Here is a 16,345-nt window from a genome sequence, read left to right on the forward strand (position 1 = left end):
TCTGTGCTGCGCCTATTGCAGCCAGCCGCGCTGGCGCGCCTGGCTCAGGAAACCCACCACGTCTTCCTGCAGGGAAGGCTGCGCGAAGACCGCCTCGAGCTCGGCCACGATGTCGTCCACCGTGCGCTGGCCGTCGCAGCGCTGCAGGATCTCCGCGGCCGAGCCGTTGAGCCGAACCATTCCTTCGGGGTAGAGCAGGACCCAGTGGTCCTGGCTCGGCTCGAACTGCATGCGGTACAGGCTGGACATGCGGGGACGTTCGTCGCGCGCGATCATGGCCGCAGCTCCTGCGGCATGTCGTCGGGAAAGCCCCGCTCGATGGCGTCGAGCATCGACCACAGGACGTCCAGCTTGAAGTGGAGGATGCCGATCGCGCGCTCCTGCCGGGCACGCGTGGTGCACCAGCGCCGCGCGACCGCCAGGCCGTGCTCGACATCGCGCGTGGCCAGCGGGATCCGGCTGCGGAAGTAGGCCAGCCCCTGCACGTCGATCCACGGGTACAGCTGCGGCCAACCGGCGAGCCGGTCCGCATGGATGCGCGGCGCGAACATCTCGGTCAGCGACGAGATGGCCGCTTCTTCCCACGGCCGCTGCCGCGCGAAATTGACGTAGGCGTCCACGGCGAAGCGAACGCCCGGCAGCACATGGCGGTGTGCCCACAGGTCGGCGCGCTGCAGGCCCACCGCCTCGCCCAGGCGCACCCAGGCCTCGATGCCGCCGGCATCGTCGCCGGTGAAGTCGCCGCGCCCGTCGTGGTCGAGCATGCGCAGGATCCAGCGGCGGCGCTCTTCGCGATCGTCGCAGTTGGACATCACCGCCGCGTCCTTGCGCGGAATGCAGACCTGGTAGTAGAAGCGGTTGGCCACCCAGGCGCGGACCTGGAAGGGCGCCAGCTCGCCGCGGTTGAGCCGCTGGTTGAAGCCGTGGTGGATGTGGTAGCGCGCTTCGCAGGCGCGCAGGTGCGCTTCGAACTCGTCGAAGTCCCACAGGCGCTGCAGCTCGCTGCGGCTCGCTTCGCGGGTGGCCGCGGGGGCTGCCAGTGTTTCCGTCATAGCGTGATCTCCATGCCGTCGTAGGCCACTTCGATGCCATGGCCATCGAGCATGCGGCGCTGCGCGCTCGTCTCGTCCAGGATCGGGTTGCTGTTGTTGATGTGGATCAGCACCTTGCGCCGGGCGCTCGAGCCGAGCATCACGTCGACCATGCCGGCGCGCGCCTCGTCGCCCATCTGGGGCAGGTGGCCCATTTCGCTGGCCGTCTTGCGGCCCAGGCCCGCCTGCAGCATCTCGTCCTCGGCCCAGAAGGTGCCGTCGACGAGCAGGCAGTCGGCGCCGTTCATCCACTGCAGTTCCGTTGCACCCACCGCGGCGAGTCCCGGCGAATAGAACAGCCGGCTGCCGTCGTCCAGGTCTTCGATCAGCAGCGCGATGTTGTCGCCCGTGGTTTGCTCGCCCCGATGCGGCGAGTAGGGCGGTGCCTTGCCCGGGATCGCCACCGCCGTGAAGCGCAGCGAGGCAAAACCCTCGACCGAAAAGGCCGCGCTGCGCACGCTCCCGGCCACGCCGAGCATGTGCCAGCGCGTGCCGCAGTAGTGTTCGAGCACGCTGATGACAGGAAAGACGGTGGTCAGGTCCTCGAAGACGCAGGGCGTCGCGTAGATGTCGATGCACGGGCCTTCGCGCAGGCCCAGCAGTCCCGTCACGTGATCGATCTGCGCATCCATCAGGATGACCGCCTTGATGGGCGTGTCGCGCAGGCCATGGCGTGGATGCAGCTGGGCTTGGCCGCGCAACTGCTGGCCGATGTCGGGCGATGCGTTGAGCAGCACCCAGGCGCTGCCGTCGGCCGAGACGGCCACCGAACTCTGGGTGCGCGCACGTGCCGGGACTTCGCCGATGCGCTGGCCCGCGCACTGCCGGCAATTGCAGTTCCACTGCGGGAAGCCGCCACCGGCGCCGGAGCCGAGCACGAGTATTTTCATGAGAAGCAAGGCAAGGGAATGGGGCCGGTGGCCGCGCACGGGGCGCGGCCACCGGAGGACGCGGTCTTCAGCGGTGCGCGATGTACATCGTGATTTCGAAGCCGAAGCGCAGGTCTTCAAACGCGGGGGTGGTCCATTGCATGGTGTCTCCTTGGATGGCGGAACAGGGCCCGGGCGAAATTGCCGGTCGGGCCTGGACACCTGCGCAAGTCGCATGCCTGTCGCGCCGTGATGCGGCGAGCGTCGGCAGGATTGGGGTTGCCCCTGATACAGCGGGCTTTCGAGGCGATGCGCGCCCCCTCGGCGCCTCGCATCACCGGCGTCCGGGAGCGAGTGCTCCAGGCTGGTACAGCGCCGTTCGACGGCGGTACAGGGTAGACCCTGAACCCGTGTGACGCCCGGCAGGCGCTACATCCGGTGGGGCGTCACTTGCCCCAGCGCAGCTTGCGATAGATGGTGTTGCGGCTGATGCCCAGGCGCTTGGAGGCCACCGAGATGTTCCCGTTGGCCGCGGCGAGTGTGCTGCGGATCAGCTCGACCTCGGCTTCGCCGAGCGTGCGCAGCGGTGCCGGCTCGGGGCTCGCCTGCGCGGAGTGAGGCGCGAGGTCCGCCGGGGCCGGGGCCAGCTCTGCGGCCAGGGGTTCGGGCAGCAGCGGTGCGCGTGCCATTGCGTCCGCCACGGGCGCCGCCATGGCGGCCGTCGTCGCGGGTGCCGCCGCAGGGGCAGGGCGGTTCGGCACAGACAGCTGCGGCGGCTGCGGCGCGCGCCCGTTGCGCACGTCCTCCAGGAAATCGTCGGACAGGTGGTGCTCTTCGATCTGGCCCTCGCCAGCGGCCATGACGGCCGCGGTGCGCAGCACGTTGGCGAGCTGGCGCACGTTGCCGGGCCAGCTGTAGGTCTTGAAAAGCGCCATCACCGCCGGGCTGATTTCCGGCGTGCCGTGCGGGCAGTCGGCCAGCAGGATGCGGCGCGCCACCACTTCGAGATCCTGGCGTTCGCGCAGCGCGGGCAGCTTCACCACCAGCCCGTTCAGCCGGTAGTACAGGTCTTCCCGGAACGAGCCGGCCTCGATCATGTCGCGCAGCTTGCGGTGGGTCGCGCCGATGACCGCGATGTCGACCGGGATGGACTTGAGGCTGGCCAGCGGCGTCACCTGGCGCTCCTGCAGCACGCGCAGGAGCCGCGCCTGCAGGGCGAGCGGCATGTCACCGATCTCGTCCAGGAAGAGCGTGCCGCCGTTGGCCTAGACGATGCGCCCGACCGCGCCCTTGCGGCGCGCGCCGGTGAAGGCGCCGTCCTCGTAGCCGAACAGCTCCGCCTCGATCAGCGACTCGGGAATCGAAGCGCAGTTGACTGCCACGAACGGCTGCCTGGCGCGATTGGAGTCCTGGTGCACGGCGCGCGCGAGCAGTTCCTTGCCCGTGCCCGTCTCGCCCAGCACGAGCAGGGGGATGTCGCGGTTGATGACGCGCTGCACCTTCTGGATCAGCGTGCCGATCTGCGGATCGCCGGTGTTGAGGTAGTGCAGGCTCGAGAAGAGCGTGCCGTCGGCCGAATGGGCCGCGGCGCCGGCCAACATCCCCGCGGGCTTGGGTGAATCGGTGATGGGGGCGTGGTCGTGCGAATCGATCACGATGGCCTGGCCCGGCATCGAGCGCTGGGGGCCGTTGAAGCGCGCGCTGACATGGAACTGGCGGCCGTTGGCCAGGCACAGCGTCATCGGCGTCGCCAGCGGCGCGCGGAAGTGGTCGAAGATGGCCGGCGCCGTCGTGCCGAACAGGCTGACCAGGCTGTGCATGCGCAGCGCGGCGCTGCTCATGTCGAGCTGATCGAGCGCGCTGCGGTTGGCGCCCAGGATCTTGCCGTCCGCCCCCACGACGATGATGCCCTCGAGCAGCGTGCCGATGAATTCCGCCCGGGTATGGAAGTGCAGCCGCAACCGGTTGCCGTAATCGTCGGACAGCCACTGGTTCTCGATCATGCGCGCCGACATGCGCACCAGGCCCATGGTGTGGCGGTGGTAGGAGCGCTGGTCGCCCGTGACGTCCAGCACGCCGAGCATGTTGCCGCGCGGATCGAAGATGGGCGCGGCCGAGCAGGTCAGGAAGTTGTTGGCGTGGATGAAGTGCTCGCCGCCGTGCACGACGGTCGGCGCCTCTTCGAACAGGGCCGTGCCGATCGCGTTGGTGCCCTTGGAATGCTCTGCCCAGTTCACCCCCGGAGACAGCGCGACCTTGTTGGCACGCTGCAGGAACCGGTCGTCGCCCACCGAATGCAGGATGGTGCCCGAGACATCGGCCAGCACGATCATGCTTTCGGTATCGACGATCTGCTCGAACAGCATCTCCATGACGGGGGCCGCATGGGTGAACAGGCGCTGATTGCGCTCGCGCGCCACGGCGAGGTCGGTGCGCATCAGGGGCTCGAAGTCGGGCCGCTCGACGCGGGTCAGGCCCAGCGCCGAGCAGCGCTGGTGCCACTGTTCGATGAGCTCGACCCGTTCCTTCTGCTGCGGGAGCGGCACGGCCTCGGGGGCGGTCCAGGTCCTGGCAGTCGTCGCCAGCGCGTGCGGGGTTGCAACCATGATTTGTCTCCACTGCCTCTTCGGAGCAGGTGATCTGCGTTCTGTCCAAAAGCTCTCGGTCTTGCGGCCAGGCTGTGTTGCGTTTCGGAGCAATGGGACAGCCCGCCCCTGTTACGTCTCGGGTGGCAGCTTCAAAGGATGCCACACGCGGGGCATTTGACGCAATTTGTGTTCCCGCCTGAAACAACCTGGGCATGGCACAGCGTTTGCGCATTTGGCCGCGTCATCAACTGAACGTGAAACGGAGACGAAGCGATGCAAGCCAAGCAAGCGAGAGGCACCCCGCTGCACCGAGGAGCCCGCAAGGGATTGAAACTGGCCGCCGCCGCCCTGGCCATGGCCTGCGCCGGCCTGGCCTGGGCGCACGGCGATGTCACGCCGCAGGCGGTGGACACGTCGAGCCTGCCGCCGCTGGGCAAGGAGTGGCGGGCCGAGAATCCATTTCGCGGGAATGCCGCGGCCATCAAGATCGGCACGTCCGCCTACAACCAGAACTGCGCGCGCTGCCACGGCATCGAGGCCATCTCCGGTGGCATCGCGCCCGACCTTCGCAAGATCGACAACGACTGCGCCACGCAGAAGGACGCCCCCAAGCGCACGGCGTGCGTGAAGGAGATCGACGAGTACTTCCAGACGACCGTGCGCCACGGCCGCACGCGCAACGGTGCGGTGTACATGCCGCCGTTCGAGGGCGTGATGAACCAGGAGGCGATCTGGTCGATCAAGGCCTACCTGGAGACCCGCCGCGACAAGCCGATGTAGGAGGCGACGATGCGCGCTTCCCATCTCTCACGCCGCACCGTCCTGCAATGGATGGGTGCGGCCGGCCTTGGCGCCCCGGCATTCGCGGCGCGCGCGGGCGCACTGGACCGCATCCGCGAGCGCGGCACGCTCGTGGTGGCGCTGTACAAGGACATGCCGCCGTTCCACGTCGACGGCCAGGGCATCGACGTGCAGCTCGCGCAGGCGCTCGCCAGCGCATTGGGCGTGCGCCTGTCGATGCTGCCCTTCATCGCCGACGAAAACATGGGCGATGACCTGCGCAACATGGTCTGGCGCGGCCACTACCTGGGCTTCGGGCCCGCGGACGTGCTGATGCACGTGCCGGTGGACAAGCCGCTCATCGACGAGACGCCCCAGGCCCGCATCTTCGCGCCGTACTACCGCGAACGCGTCGTGCTGGCGCGGCGGCTCGAGCAGCTGCCGCATCTCGACAGCCTGTCGGCGCTCGGAGACGCGAAAGTGGCCGTGCCGGGCCAGACGCTGGCCGGCTGGCTGATGATCGGGGCCGACGGCGGCGCCTACCGCAACCAGCTCACCACGCAGTGGAAAGATGGCACCGAAGCAGCGCGCGCCCTGCAGCGTGGCGAGTTCGCCGCGGCTGCCGGGCTCGCCTCGGAGATGGAATCGGTGCTGCGCGGCGATTCGCGCTTTGCCATCGCGCCGCTGCCGTCCCCGCGTGCGCGGCGCGACGGCTGGGCAGTGGGGATGGCGGTCAAGAAGGACGCGAGCGACCTGGCGCAGGCGCTGCAAGCCGGCATCAACGACCTGCAGGGCAGCGGACAGCTGCGCAGCCTGTTCGAAGGCGCCAAGGTGAACTGGCAGGCGCCTTGAAGGCCGGCCTGGCGGAGGCCCTCCGGCCAGGCCCCCGCTACGGCAGAGGGCCCTGCGCCTGCAGGGCCTGCCATTCTGCATCGCCGTACAGGCGCGAGCGCGTGAGGAAGCGCATTCCGGTGGGCCGCTCCAGCGAGAACATCCCACCGTTGCCGGGCACGGCATCGATGATCAGGTGCGTGTGCTCCCAGTACTCGAACTGCGATCGGCTCATGTAGAAGGGCGTGCCCGCGATCTCGCCCAGGCACACGTCGGCATCGCCGGTGATGAACTCTCCCAGCGCGAAGCACATCGGCGCGCTGCCGTCGCAGCAGCCGCCCGACTGGTGAAACATCAGCGGCCCGTGCGCCGCGCGCAAGCGCTCGATGAGCGCTTGCGCGGCCGGCGTCACGGACACGCGAGCGACTGGTGAATCGCTCATGGACGCACTGCTCAGAAGAAGCCCAGCTTGTTCGGGCTGTAGCTCACCAGCAGGTTCTTGGTCTGCTGGTAGTGGTCGAGCATCATCTTGTGGTTCTCGCGCCCGATGCCCGACTGCTTGTAGCCGCCGAAGGCCGCGTGTGCCGGGTACTGGTGATAGCAGTTGGTCCAGACGCGCCCCGCCTGGATGCCGCGGCCCATGCGGAAGGCACGTGCGCCGTCGCGGCTCCAGACGCCGGCGCCCAGGCCGTAGAGCGTGTCGTTGGCGATCTCCAGCGCTTCCTCCTCGGTCTTGAAGGTCGTCACCGACACCACCGGGCCGAAGATCTCTTCCTGGAAGATCCGCATCTTGTTGTGGCCCTTGAACACGGTCGGCTTGATGTAGTAGCCGCCCGCAAGGTCGCCATTCTTCACGTTGCGCGCGCCGCCGGTCAGGCACTGCGCGCCTTCCTGCTTGCCCAGATCGATGTACGAGAGGATCTTCTCCATCTGCTCCTGCGAGGCCTGCGCGCCGAGCATCGTCGCGGTGTCCAGCGGATGGCCTTGCGTGATGGCTTCGACGCGCTTGATCGCGCGCTCCATGAAGCGCTCGTAGATCGACTCCTGGATCAGCGCGCGGCTCGGGCAGGTGCAGACCTCGCCCTGGTTCAGCGCGAACATCGTGAAGCCTTCCAGCGCCTTGTCGAAGAAGGCGTCGTCGGCCGAGAGCACGTCCTCGAAGAAGATGTTGGGCGACTTGCCGCCCAGCTCCAGCGTCACGGGAATGAGGTTCTGGCTGGCGTACTGGGAGATCAGGCGACCCGTGGTCGTCTCGCCGGTGAAGGCGATCTTGGCAATGCGCGGGCTCGATGCGAGCGGCTTGCCCGCCTCCAGGCCCAAGCCGTTGACGACGTTGATCACGCCCGGCGGCAGCAGGTCGCCGATGATCTCCATCAGCACCAGGATCGATGCGGGCGTCTGCTCCGCGGGCTTGAGCACGACGCAGTTGCCTGCAGCCAGCGCCGGCGCCAGTTTCCACACCGCCATCAGGATCGGAAAGTTCCACGGAATGATCTGGCCGACCACGCCCAGCGGCTCGTGGAAGTGGTACGCGTAGGTCTCATGGTCGATCTCGCTGATGCCGCCTTCCTGGGCCCGCACGCAGGATGCGAAGTAGCGGAAGTGGTCGATCGCCAGGGGCATGTCGGCGGCGAGCGTCTCGCGCAGGGGCTTGCCGTTGTCCAGCGTCTCGGCCACGGCCAGCGTCTGCAGGTTCTGCTCCATGCGATCGGCGATCTTCAGCAGGATGTTGGCACGCTCGGTCGGCGAGGTGCGTCCCCATGACGCCTTGGCCTTGTGCGCCGCATCCAGTGCTGCCTCGATGTCCTTGGCGCTGGAGCGCGGGATGCTGGTGAAGGCGGTGCCCGTGACCGGCGTCAGGTTGTCGAAGTACTGCCCGTCGATCGGTGCCACCCACTGGCCGCCGATGTAGTTGCCGTACTGCTTCTTGAAGGGGTTCGCAATGCCGAGGTTGCGCATTTCAGCCATGTCCATGAAATCATCTCCGTTGAAGTTGAGGGAAGGAATCGCATGGAGCACGTCGCAATCGGCGGGCCAGTGCGTGCCAGCCGCTGGTGTGAACGCGCAAGTCCTTGTCGGGCAACGGATTTGAGGGGCGACGGGCGCGACGGGCGGTCGGCGCTGGCCGGGCCAGGTGTGCCGCCGCGGAGCAGACTGCTGCAGATTGAGCCACGAGGGTGACGTCCCGGACGGCCGATGCTGCTGCTCATGCGCTGTGGCCGGAGCGCCGCGGACCGTGTGCGCGTGGTCCTCGGAGAGCCTTGGCGGGCTCGCCCTCATGCAGGACCTGCTGCTCTTCTTGGTTGCTCGCATTCAGGATTGGATGATCGAGGCACAACACCTTTGTGCTCTTTAGAGCGTTGCGGACTTCTGCTTCCCGCCAGAAGCAGCCCTTCACGACGCCCGAACCCGCAGGCCTCCTGGCCGCGTTGCATTCTCCGGGCGAGGACTGGATAGGCACGCCGCGCAATCCAGAACAGAATGCCGAAAAGGCAAACCATGCAAACGTCCATGACGCCAGCCCACCTGCTCGATACCGTCATCGGCGCCGAGCTGCCGATGTTGAGAAGCGATGCCGAAGTGACTGCCTTCGAAAGCACACCCTATCCCGCTCGCGTCGGTGCGCGCAGCACGTATGAGGCGCTATGCCTGGGTGCGGCGGCGGATCCGGACTCGCCGGCGCTGCACTGTTTGTCGCACGCAGACCCCGATGAAACGCCGCTTGCGCTCTCGCACCGGCAAATGCTCGCACGCATCACGCAGGCGGCCAATCTGTTCCACGAATTGGGGGTGGGGCCGGAGGATGTCGTGAGCGTGCTGTTGCCGCTGCTGCCCCAGGCGTTCTTCGCTGTGTTCGGCGCGCAGGCAGCGGGCATTGCCAATCCCGTGAATCCGATGCTGTCAGCAGCCCAGATCGCGGAAATTCTTCGTGCCGCGCGGACCAAGGTTCTGGTCACGCTCGGGCCGGTGCCGGGGTCGGACATCCATGCCAAGGTACTGCAGATCAAAGACGAGTTGCCGGAACTGAAGGCGATCCTGACCGTGGGAGGGGACAGCCTGGACCCCCTGGGAACGCTTGATTTCGACGCCGCGCTCGCGCGGTGCGCGGATGACCGGCTGGTTAGCGGTCGCAGTATTCGAGCCGAGGACACGGCGGGCTACTTTCATACGGGCGGAACCACCGGCGTGCCGAAGCTGGTGCGGCACACCCATGGCAACCAGGTCTACCAGGCTTGGGCGATGGCGCTGATGCTGCCGTTCGAGCGCAATCCCCTGTTGTTCGGGCTGCCGTTGTTCCATGTGGGCGGCGCGCTGACCCAGGCGCTGGCCGTGTTGTCCGCCGGCGGTTCGCTGGTGGTCCTGGGGCCAGCGGGCTGGCGCCAGCCCAATGCATTCGCGAATGTCTGGAAGCTGGTCGAACGTTTCCGCCCGTCGGTGCTGGCCGCTGTGCCCACGGTGCTCGCCGCTGCCGTCCAGGTCCCGTTGAAGGGCGCCGACATCTTGAGCCTGCGCTGTGCGGCGGCGGGCGGGTCGGCCGTGCCGCTGGCCGTCGGACGTGCTTATGGAGAAATTGGCCTGCCCATGTACGAGGTCTATGGCATGACCGAGACTTCGAGCGTGCTCACCCTCGCTTACCCAGGCCGGCCGCTGCGAATGGGCTCGGCTGGGCACGCATTGCCCTACAGCCGCGTCCGCATCGTCAAGCTGGGCAGCGACGGCCGCGCGGCCGGTAACTGTGCACCCAATGAAATCGGCGTGATCGCGATGGCGGGGCCCGGGGTGTTCTCGGGCTACGTGAACGACGCACACAACCACGATGCTTTCATCGAGCCGGAGTGGGTCAACTCCGGAGACTTGGGACGCATCGATCCAGAGGGTTACCTGTGGGTCACGGGCCGCGCAAAGGATTTGATCATCCGGGGTGGCCACAACATCGACCCCGCGGCGATCGAGGAAGTGTTCTTCCAGCATCCGGGCGTGGCGCTCGCTGCGGTGGTTGGCGAGCCGGACCCGCACGCGGGTGAACTGCCGGTGGCCTTCGTGCAGCTACGGCCCGGCATGGCGCTCGATGCCGCTGCGCTCACAGCGTTTGTGCGCGAGCGGACACCGGAGCGTGCCGCCGTGCCGGTGCAGATTTACTTCACAGACGCAATTCCCCTCACGGCCGTGGGCAAGGTCTTCAAGCCTGCCCTGCGCCTGGACGCAACGGAACGGGCGGTGATGCGGTTGTTGGCCGGGCTCCACTCTCAAGGGGCGCGCATTCGCTGCAGCGCCAGCCAGCACGCCGAACACGGCAACCTGATCACGGTCCGCGTTGCGGGATCTGCGCTGCACGCACGTGAGTCGTTGTCCCACCAGATCAAGCAGCGGCTCGGATCGCTGACGCTCCGCAATGAGATCGTGTGGGATTGAGCTGCGGCGAACGTTGCGCGGGTCATGCGCATCGCAGGCATGGCCGGACTGCCGCTGCCACTCGAGCGCATCGGTCGATGCACGTCGGTGATGCTCCGTCAGCGGCCCACCGGCGGGGAGCCTGCTCTAACCCGCCAAGGCCCGGCAAAGATACCCGGCCAGGTGCCGCTTCAGCTCGCCCGTTTGAGAGGCATCGGCTTGCCCGTTCGACAAGGCGGTCATGCGGTTGGCGGGCCCGATGTCCGTCATCGCCAGCATGACCGTGCCAGTCATCAGGTTGTACCGCCAGAGCCATTCGACCCGGCTGACGCGCTTGTCGGTCAGGCACAGCGCGTCGATGAATTCCATGGCGAATGGGTCCAGGTACTGCACGAACACCCGGCGAGTCATTTCGCTGGGATGCAGCCTGTGCTGGATGATGAAGCGCGCGAGGAGGGCGCCGTGCAAGCCCGGCGCGAAATAGGGCCTGAGGAAGCAATCGATCAGGTCCTCCAGCCGCAGTGACGATTTGCTCTCCCTCGCCGCGTCCATGTACCTGGACAGATCCGCGAGCCGCAGCACGGTGACCCGCTGCGCCAGCCGCATGAAGATCTCTTCGGCCAGCGCTTCCTTGGAGCGGAAGTAGTAATTGATCGAAGCCACGTTCACGCCCGCTTCCGCCGTGATGTCGCGCGTGGACGTCTTGTCCACGCCCTGCTTGGCGAAGAGAAGCTCCGCCGTGACGAGGATCCTCTCGCGCGCATCGCCCCCAGCCTGTGCGGGCACAGGTTCCTTTCGATTCTTCATTCCCGAAGTTTAAACAACCGTTTCAAACGAGCGACTAGGGTTTGCACGAAGTGCTCCATGGGGCCGCGACACCTACATTAAACACGTGTTTGATACGACCGCTTTAAGGAGTCCGAGATGAAGATCGATTGGGATGTCGAGATCACAACCAGCGACGGCTCGATCGTCCGCGCCGACATCTTCCGTCCCGACGGCGAAGGCCCTTTTCCCGTGTTGATGTCGCACGGCCCCTACGCCAAGGGCTTGCACTTCGGGGAAGGCTTCCCGATGCAGTGGAAGGGCCTGACCTCCGACTATCCCGAGGTCTTGCGTGGCAGCTCGGGCCGCTATGCCAACTGGGAGACCGTCGACCCGGAACGGTGGGTGCCCTTCGGCTACGCGTGCGTGCGGGTCGATTCGCGAGGCGCCGGCCGTTCGCCCGGAGTCCTCGACTGCTGGTCGCCCCGCGAGATCGACGACTTCTGCGAATGCATCGAATGGGCTGCCGCCCAGCCGTGGAGCAACGGAAAGATCGGCCTGGCGGGGGTCTCCTACTACGCCAGCACGCAGTGGCAGGTGGCCGCCCGGCGGCCCAGGCATCTGGCGGCCATCTGCCCGTTCGAGGGTTACACCGACATGTACCGCGACGCGTGCCGGCACGGGGGCATCCTCAATACCTTCCTGATGAACTGGTATCCCAACCAGATCGCCAACGTCCAGAACGGGCTGGGTTCGCGCGCCCGGGTCAATCCGAACACGGGGGTTTCCATCGCCGGGCCCGACGACTTGAGCGAAGATGAGTTGCTCGCCAACGGGGTGGATATCCCGGGCAAATTGCTGTCGGCGGAACTCATCACCGACAGCTACTACAAGGAACGCACCCCGGACCTGGCCGCGATCGAGGTGCCGGTGCTTTCCTGCGGCAACTGGGGCGGCCACGGTGTCCACTTGCGTGGCAACGTCCAGGGTTGGCTGGGGGCCGGGTCCAAGCAGAAGTGGATGGAACTCCACGGTCGCGAGCATTGGACGGAGTTCTACACAGACTACGGCGTCGCCCTGCAGAAACGTTTCTTCGACCATTTCCTCAAGGGCGAAGACAACGGCTGGGACCAGCAGCCGCCGATCAGCATGCTGGTGCGGCACGTCGACCGCTTCGTTCAACGCGCGGAGCACGAGTGGCCCTTGGCGCGGACGCAGTGGACGCGCAGCTACCTGGATGCGGCCTCGTTGCGCCTGAAGAGCGAGCCCTCCGGCGTGGACGGGCAAGCGCGAATCGACGGCCTGGACGGGAAGGTCGACTTCAGCACCGCCCCGTTCGAGCAGGAGACGGAAGTGACGGGGCCGCTGGCGGCCACGCTGCATGTCTCGACAACCGCCAAGGACGCCGACCTCTTCGTGACCGTCCGCGCCTATGACACGGCCGGCAAGGAGCATCTCATCGTCGCGGCTTCCGAGCTCAATGCGCCGCTGGCGCAAGGCTGGCTGCGCGCCTCCCATCGCAAGCTGGACCCGGTGAAGTCGAAACCGTGGCAGCCCTGGCACCCGCATGACGAACTGCAGTTTCTCGAACCCGGGCAGATCTACGAACTGCAGATCGAGATCTGGCCGATGTCGTTCGTGTTCCCCAAGGGCTGGCGGCTGGTGTTGACGGTGGGCAGCACGGACTTCCAGCATGACCTCCCGGGGCCTTGGCCGCAAATCTACGGCAAGCCCATGCGGGGCTCTTCCGTTCTCCTGCACGACCACCCCGAAGACCGGACCCCGGAGCGCTTCGGCGGTGAGATCACGATCCACACCGGCGGGGCCCATCCGTCTTTCCTGTTGCTGCCCATCGTGCCCGCCAGACCGTAAAGGAAATCCCATGGCCCTCCAACGCCGCGCAATCATCGTCCGCGCCGCCGCCGCATGCGCGGCGGCCACCCTGCAGCCCTGGCAGAGCGCGTCTGCGCAGCAGCCGTGGCCGTCGCGAACCATCAAGTTCGTGAACATGGCGCCGCCGGGAACTGCGCCCGATACCTACAACCGCATCTACTCGGAGCGGCTGGCCAAGGCGCTGAATGCGCCGGTGATCATCGAGAACCGGCCCGGTGTGGCGGGAAACATCGCGTCGGATGTCGTGGCCAAGGCTGCCCCGGACGGCTACACGTTCCTGTACACCGTCTCGAGTTCGTTCACGGTCAATCCCTGGATCTATCACAAGCTCGGCTTCGACCCAGAGAAGGATCTGCGGCCCGTGACGCCCCTGCTGTCGCAAGGTGCCTTCATCGTGGCGAACAACGCCGTGCCGTTCAAGACGGTGAAGGAACTCGTCGACTACGCCACCGCCCACCCGGGCCAACTGAGCTACGGTACCAACGGCGTGGGCAGCTTCCTGCACTTGATCATGGAACTGTTCAACCAGAGCGCCAACGTGAAGATGCTGCATGTGCCGTACAAAGGCACGGCGCTCGTCGACGTGGTGTCCGGGCAGCTTCCGCTGTGTGTCGAACCCTCCGCGACGGCCATTCCCATGATCGCCTCGGGCAAGGTCCGCGCGATCGCCTATAGCGGCGGCCGCCGCCATGCGCAATTGCCCAACGTGCCGACCATTGCAGAAACCTATCCCGCCGTCGCCGTCGTGGGCTGGCATGGCATCTGGGCGCCGGCCGGCGTGCCGAACGAGGTCGTCCAGAGGCTCAACGCCGAGGTCACGCGCATCACGCAGGCGGCCGACGTGCAGAAGCTGATCGCCGAGACGGGCAGCGAGCCCATGAGCGCAAGCGTCGATGCCATGGCGAACATGGTGCGCCAGGAGAAGCGGACCTGGGGCGCCCTGGTCAAGGCCCGAAACATCACCATCGAGTGAGTAGCCGAAGGACACCATGCCCCGCAGCTTCATCGACCTGTCCATCTACCTGGAGAACGGCGTCCTGAGTGATCCGCCCGCCTTCGCGCCGCACATCGACTACGTGACGCACCAGGATTCGCCGGAGCAGATCGCCGCGTTCTTCCCCGGACTTCGCAAGGGCGATCTGCCCGATGGCGAAGGCTGGGCGGCCGAAACCGTGCGGCTCTCGACGCACAACGGCACGCACCTCGACGCGCCCTATCACTTCCACAGCACGATGAACAAGGCGCTGGGCCAGGCCGAACGCTCCACGACCATCGACGAAGTTCCGCTGGAGTGGTGCTTCCAGCCGGGCGTGAAGTTGGACTTCCGGCATCTGCCGGACGGCCACGTCGTCACGGCCCGGGAGGTCGAGGTGGAACTGGAGCGCATCCAGCACACGCTGCAACCTCTGGAGATCGTGGTGGTCAACACGCGTGCAGGCGACCGATACGGCCAAGCGGACTACCTTTCTGCCGGGTGTGGCATGGGCTACGAGGCGACCATGTACCTGTTGGAACGTGGCGTGCGGCTGACCGGAACGGACGCGTGGAGCTGGGACGCGCCTTTCGTGCACACGGCGAAGAAGTACGAGGCCACGCGCGACCCTTCCCTGATCTGGGAAGGACACAAGGCGGGACGCGACATCGGCTACTGCCACCTCGAGAAGCTGCACAAGCTCGAATCGCTGCCGGCGGACGGCTTCTACATCAGCTGCTTCCCGCACAAGATCCGCGGCGCCTCGGCGGGCTGGACGCGTGCGGTCGCCATCTTCGACGACGCGCTGATGCCCAAGCACAAGCAAGCCTGATGTCGAACTTCACCCATGACCCCACCACCCGCAGCTGGGTCGCCGCCGCGCAGGCGCCCGGCTGCGACTTCACGCTGCAGAACCTGCCCTATGGCGTGTTCTCCCGCAAGGGCGCGCAGGAGCGGCCCCGCGGGGGCGTTGCGATCGGTGACCAGGTGGTCGACCTTGCGCAGCTGGCCGCAAGTGGCCTGCTGCCCGAGCACGCACGGACGGCCTGCAGCGTCGCGGGCGGTGAAACTCTCAACGCATTCATGGGCATGGGGTTGGCTGGCTGGCAGCCCTTGCGGCACGCGCTTTTCAGGCTGCTGTCCGCCGACACCGATCCTGCGACGCAGGCCCAGGTCCGCGACTGCCTCGTCCCACTCGTCGACGCCGAGATGAAGATGCCGGCGCAGGTGCGCAACTACACGGATTTCTACACCTCCCTGCACCATGCGCTCAACGTTGGCCGCGTGATCCGGCCGGAAGACCCTCTGACCCCCAACTTCCAGTGGCTGCCGATTGCCTACCACGGGCGTGCGTCGAGCCTCGTTTTGTCCGGAACGCCTTTTCGCAGGCCCAATGGCCAGTCACGGCCGGCGGCGGGCCAGGTGCCGGCGTTCGGTCCGTGCCGACGGCTCGACTTCGAGCTCGAGATGGGTTTCTTCGTGGGCCCCGGCACCGCGCTCGGCGAGCCCATTCCGCTCGCACGGGCACGTGACCACATCTTCGGGGTGTGCTTGCTCAATGACTGGTCGGCGCGCGACCACCAGTTCTGGGAGATGGACCCGCTGGGGCCCTTCCTCGGCAAGAACTTCTGCACCAGCATCTCTCCGTGGATCGTCTCCATGGAAGCGCTCGAACCGTTCCGCGTCCCCTTCGAGCGCCCCGAAGGAGACCCGCGGCCCTTGCGCTACCTGGACGACACCGCCGACCGCGCGGCGGGCAGCCTCGACGTGCAGCTCGAAGTGCTGTTGCAGACCCGCCGGCACCGTGAGCGGGACCTGCCCGGTGACAACATTTGCGCGACGAGCTTTCGCCACCAGTACTGGACCGTGGCGCAGATGCTCACTCAGCACACGGTCGGCGGCTGCAACGTGCAAAGCGGTGACCTGATGGGCACCGGCACGATCTCGGGCCCCACACCGGGCGAGGCCGGCGCGCTGGTCGAACTGAGTGTCGGCGGCACCCGGGAGGTCCCGTTGCCGGGCACCGGCGAAGTGCGCCACTTCCTCGAGGACGGCGACTGCGTGGTGTTCAAGGGCTGGTGCGAAAAGCCGGGGGCGGCGCGCGTCGGCTTCGGCGAATGCCGTGGCGAAGTGCTGCCTTCCATCGATCTGGATCACGCGTGA

Annotated in this window: 14 protein-coding genes and 1 pseudogene; 7 read left to right on the plus strand and 8 right to left on the minus strand. The window is 66.9% G+C overall.

Features of this window, described 5'->3' with window-relative positions:
• Nucleotides 1-12: 12 nt before the first annotated feature.
• The 5 genes and pseudogenes from pqqD to E5CHR_RS10890 form a co-directional block, all read right to left on the minus strand.
• Complete coding sequence (gene pqqD / locus E5CHR_RS10870; RefSeq protein ID WP_162579684.1) at nt 13-276, minus strand: pyrroloquinoline quinone biosynthesis peptide chaperone PqqD; 264 nt, start codon at nt 274-276, stop codon at nt 13-15.
• The gene (gene pqqC, locus E5CHR_RS10875) at nt 273-1,052 is read right to left on the minus strand and encodes a pyrroloquinoline-quinone synthase PqqC (protein WP_162579685.1); all 780 of its coding nucleotides are present in this window, start codon (nt 1,050-1,052) and stop codon (nt 273-275) included. The genes pqqD and pqqC overlap by 4 nt, the downstream gene beginning before the upstream one ends.
• Entirely contained in the window at nt 1,049-1,981 is a 933-nt protein-coding gene (pqqB, locus tag E5CHR_RS10880) for a pyrroloquinoline quinone biosynthesis protein PqqB (RefSeq protein WP_162579686.1), read from the minus strand. The genes pqqC and pqqB overlap by 4 nt, the downstream gene beginning before the upstream one ends.
• Nucleotides 1,982-2,048: 67 nt before the next feature.
• On the minus strand, nt 2,049-2,123 hold the full coding sequence (gene pqqA / locus E5CHR_RS10885; protein ID WP_153305340.1) for a pyrroloquinoline quinone precursor peptide PqqA: 75 nt from the start codon (nt 2,121-2,123) through the stop codon (nt 2,049-2,051).
• Nucleotides 2,124-2,406: 283 nt separating this feature from the next.
• A pseudogene (locus E5CHR_RS10890) lies at nt 2,407-4,566 on the minus strand (sigma-54-dependent Fis family transcriptional regulator).
• A gap of 336 nt (nt 4,567-4,902) precedes the next feature.
• On the opposite strand from E5CHR_RS10890, the gene pedF reads away from it, so the two are divergent.
• Both pedF and E5CHR_RS10900 read left to right on the plus strand, forming a co-directional pair.
• Nucleotides 4,903-5,328, plus strand: coding sequence for a cytochrome c-550 PedF (gene pedF, locus E5CHR_RS10895; RefSeq protein WP_232062284.1), 426 nt, complete (start codon nt 4,903-4,905; stop codon nt 5,326-5,328).
• Nucleotides 5,329-5,337: 9 nt separating this feature from the next.
• Nucleotides 5,338-6,180: a transporter substrate-binding domain-containing protein gene (locus E5CHR_RS10900; protein WP_162579688.1), complete on the plus strand. Its 843-nt coding sequence runs from the start codon at nt 5,338-5,340 to the stop codon at nt 6,178-6,180.
• Between the two features lie 37 nt (nt 6,181-6,217).
• On the opposite strand, the gene E5CHR_RS10905 is transcribed toward E5CHR_RS10900, so the two are convergent.
• Nucleotides 6,218-6,601, minus strand: a complete 384-nt coding sequence (locus E5CHR_RS10905; protein WP_162579689.1) for a DUF779 domain-containing protein — start codon at nt 6,599-6,601, stop codon at nt 6,218-6,220.
• A gap of 11 nt (nt 6,602-6,612) precedes the next feature.
• Nucleotides 6,613-8,133, minus strand: coding sequence for an aldehyde dehydrogenase (gene adh, locus E5CHR_RS10910; RefSeq protein WP_162579690.1), 1,521 nt, complete (start codon nt 8,131-8,133; stop codon nt 6,613-6,615).
• A 537-nt stretch (nt 8,134-8,670) separates the two neighbouring features.
• On the opposite strand from adh, the gene E5CHR_RS10915 reads away from it, so the two are divergent.
• Entirely contained in the window at nt 8,671-10,572 is a 1,902-nt protein-coding gene (locus E5CHR_RS10915) for an acyl-CoA synthetase (protein ID WP_162579691.1), read from the plus strand.
• Nucleotides 10,573-10,698: 126 nt separating this feature from the next.
• On the opposite strand, the gene E5CHR_RS10920 is transcribed toward E5CHR_RS10915, so the two are convergent.
• Nucleotides 10,699-11,358: a TetR/AcrR family transcriptional regulator gene (locus E5CHR_RS10920; protein WP_162579692.1), complete on the minus strand. Its 660-nt coding sequence runs from the start codon at nt 11,356-11,358 to the stop codon at nt 10,699-10,701.
• Between the two features lie 117 nt (nt 11,359-11,475).
• On the opposite strand from E5CHR_RS10920, the gene E5CHR_RS10925 reads away from it, so the two are divergent.
• The 4 genes from E5CHR_RS10925 to fahA are packed head-to-tail and all read left to right on the plus strand — an operon-like array spanning nt 11,476 to nt 16,345.
• The gene (locus E5CHR_RS10925) at nt 11,476-13,188 is read left to right on the plus strand and encodes a CocE/NonD family hydrolase (protein WP_162579693.1); all 1,713 of its coding nucleotides are present in this window, start codon (nt 11,476-11,478) and stop codon (nt 13,186-13,188) included.
• Nucleotides 13,189-13,198: 10 nt separating this feature from the next.
• Complete coding sequence (locus E5CHR_RS10930; RefSeq protein WP_232062034.1) at nt 13,199-14,182, plus strand: Bug family tripartite tricarboxylate transporter substrate binding protein; 984 nt, start codon at nt 13,199-13,201, stop codon at nt 14,180-14,182.
• A gap of 16 nt (nt 14,183-14,198) precedes the next feature.
• Nucleotides 14,199-15,014, plus strand: a complete 816-nt coding sequence (locus tag E5CHR_RS10935) for a cyclase family protein (protein ID WP_162579694.1) — start codon at nt 14,199-14,201, stop codon at nt 15,012-15,014.
• Nucleotides 15,014-16,345, plus strand: coding sequence for a fumarylacetoacetase (gene fahA / locus E5CHR_RS10940; protein WP_174255713.1), 1,332 nt, complete (start codon nt 15,014-15,016; stop codon nt 16,343-16,345). The genes E5CHR_RS10935 and fahA overlap by 1 nt, the downstream gene beginning before the upstream one ends.

The sequence above is a fragment of the Variovorax sp. PBS-H4 genome (assembly GCF_901827205.1).
GTDB lineage: Bacteria > Pseudomonadota > Gammaproteobacteria > Burkholderiales > Burkholderiaceae_C > Variovorax.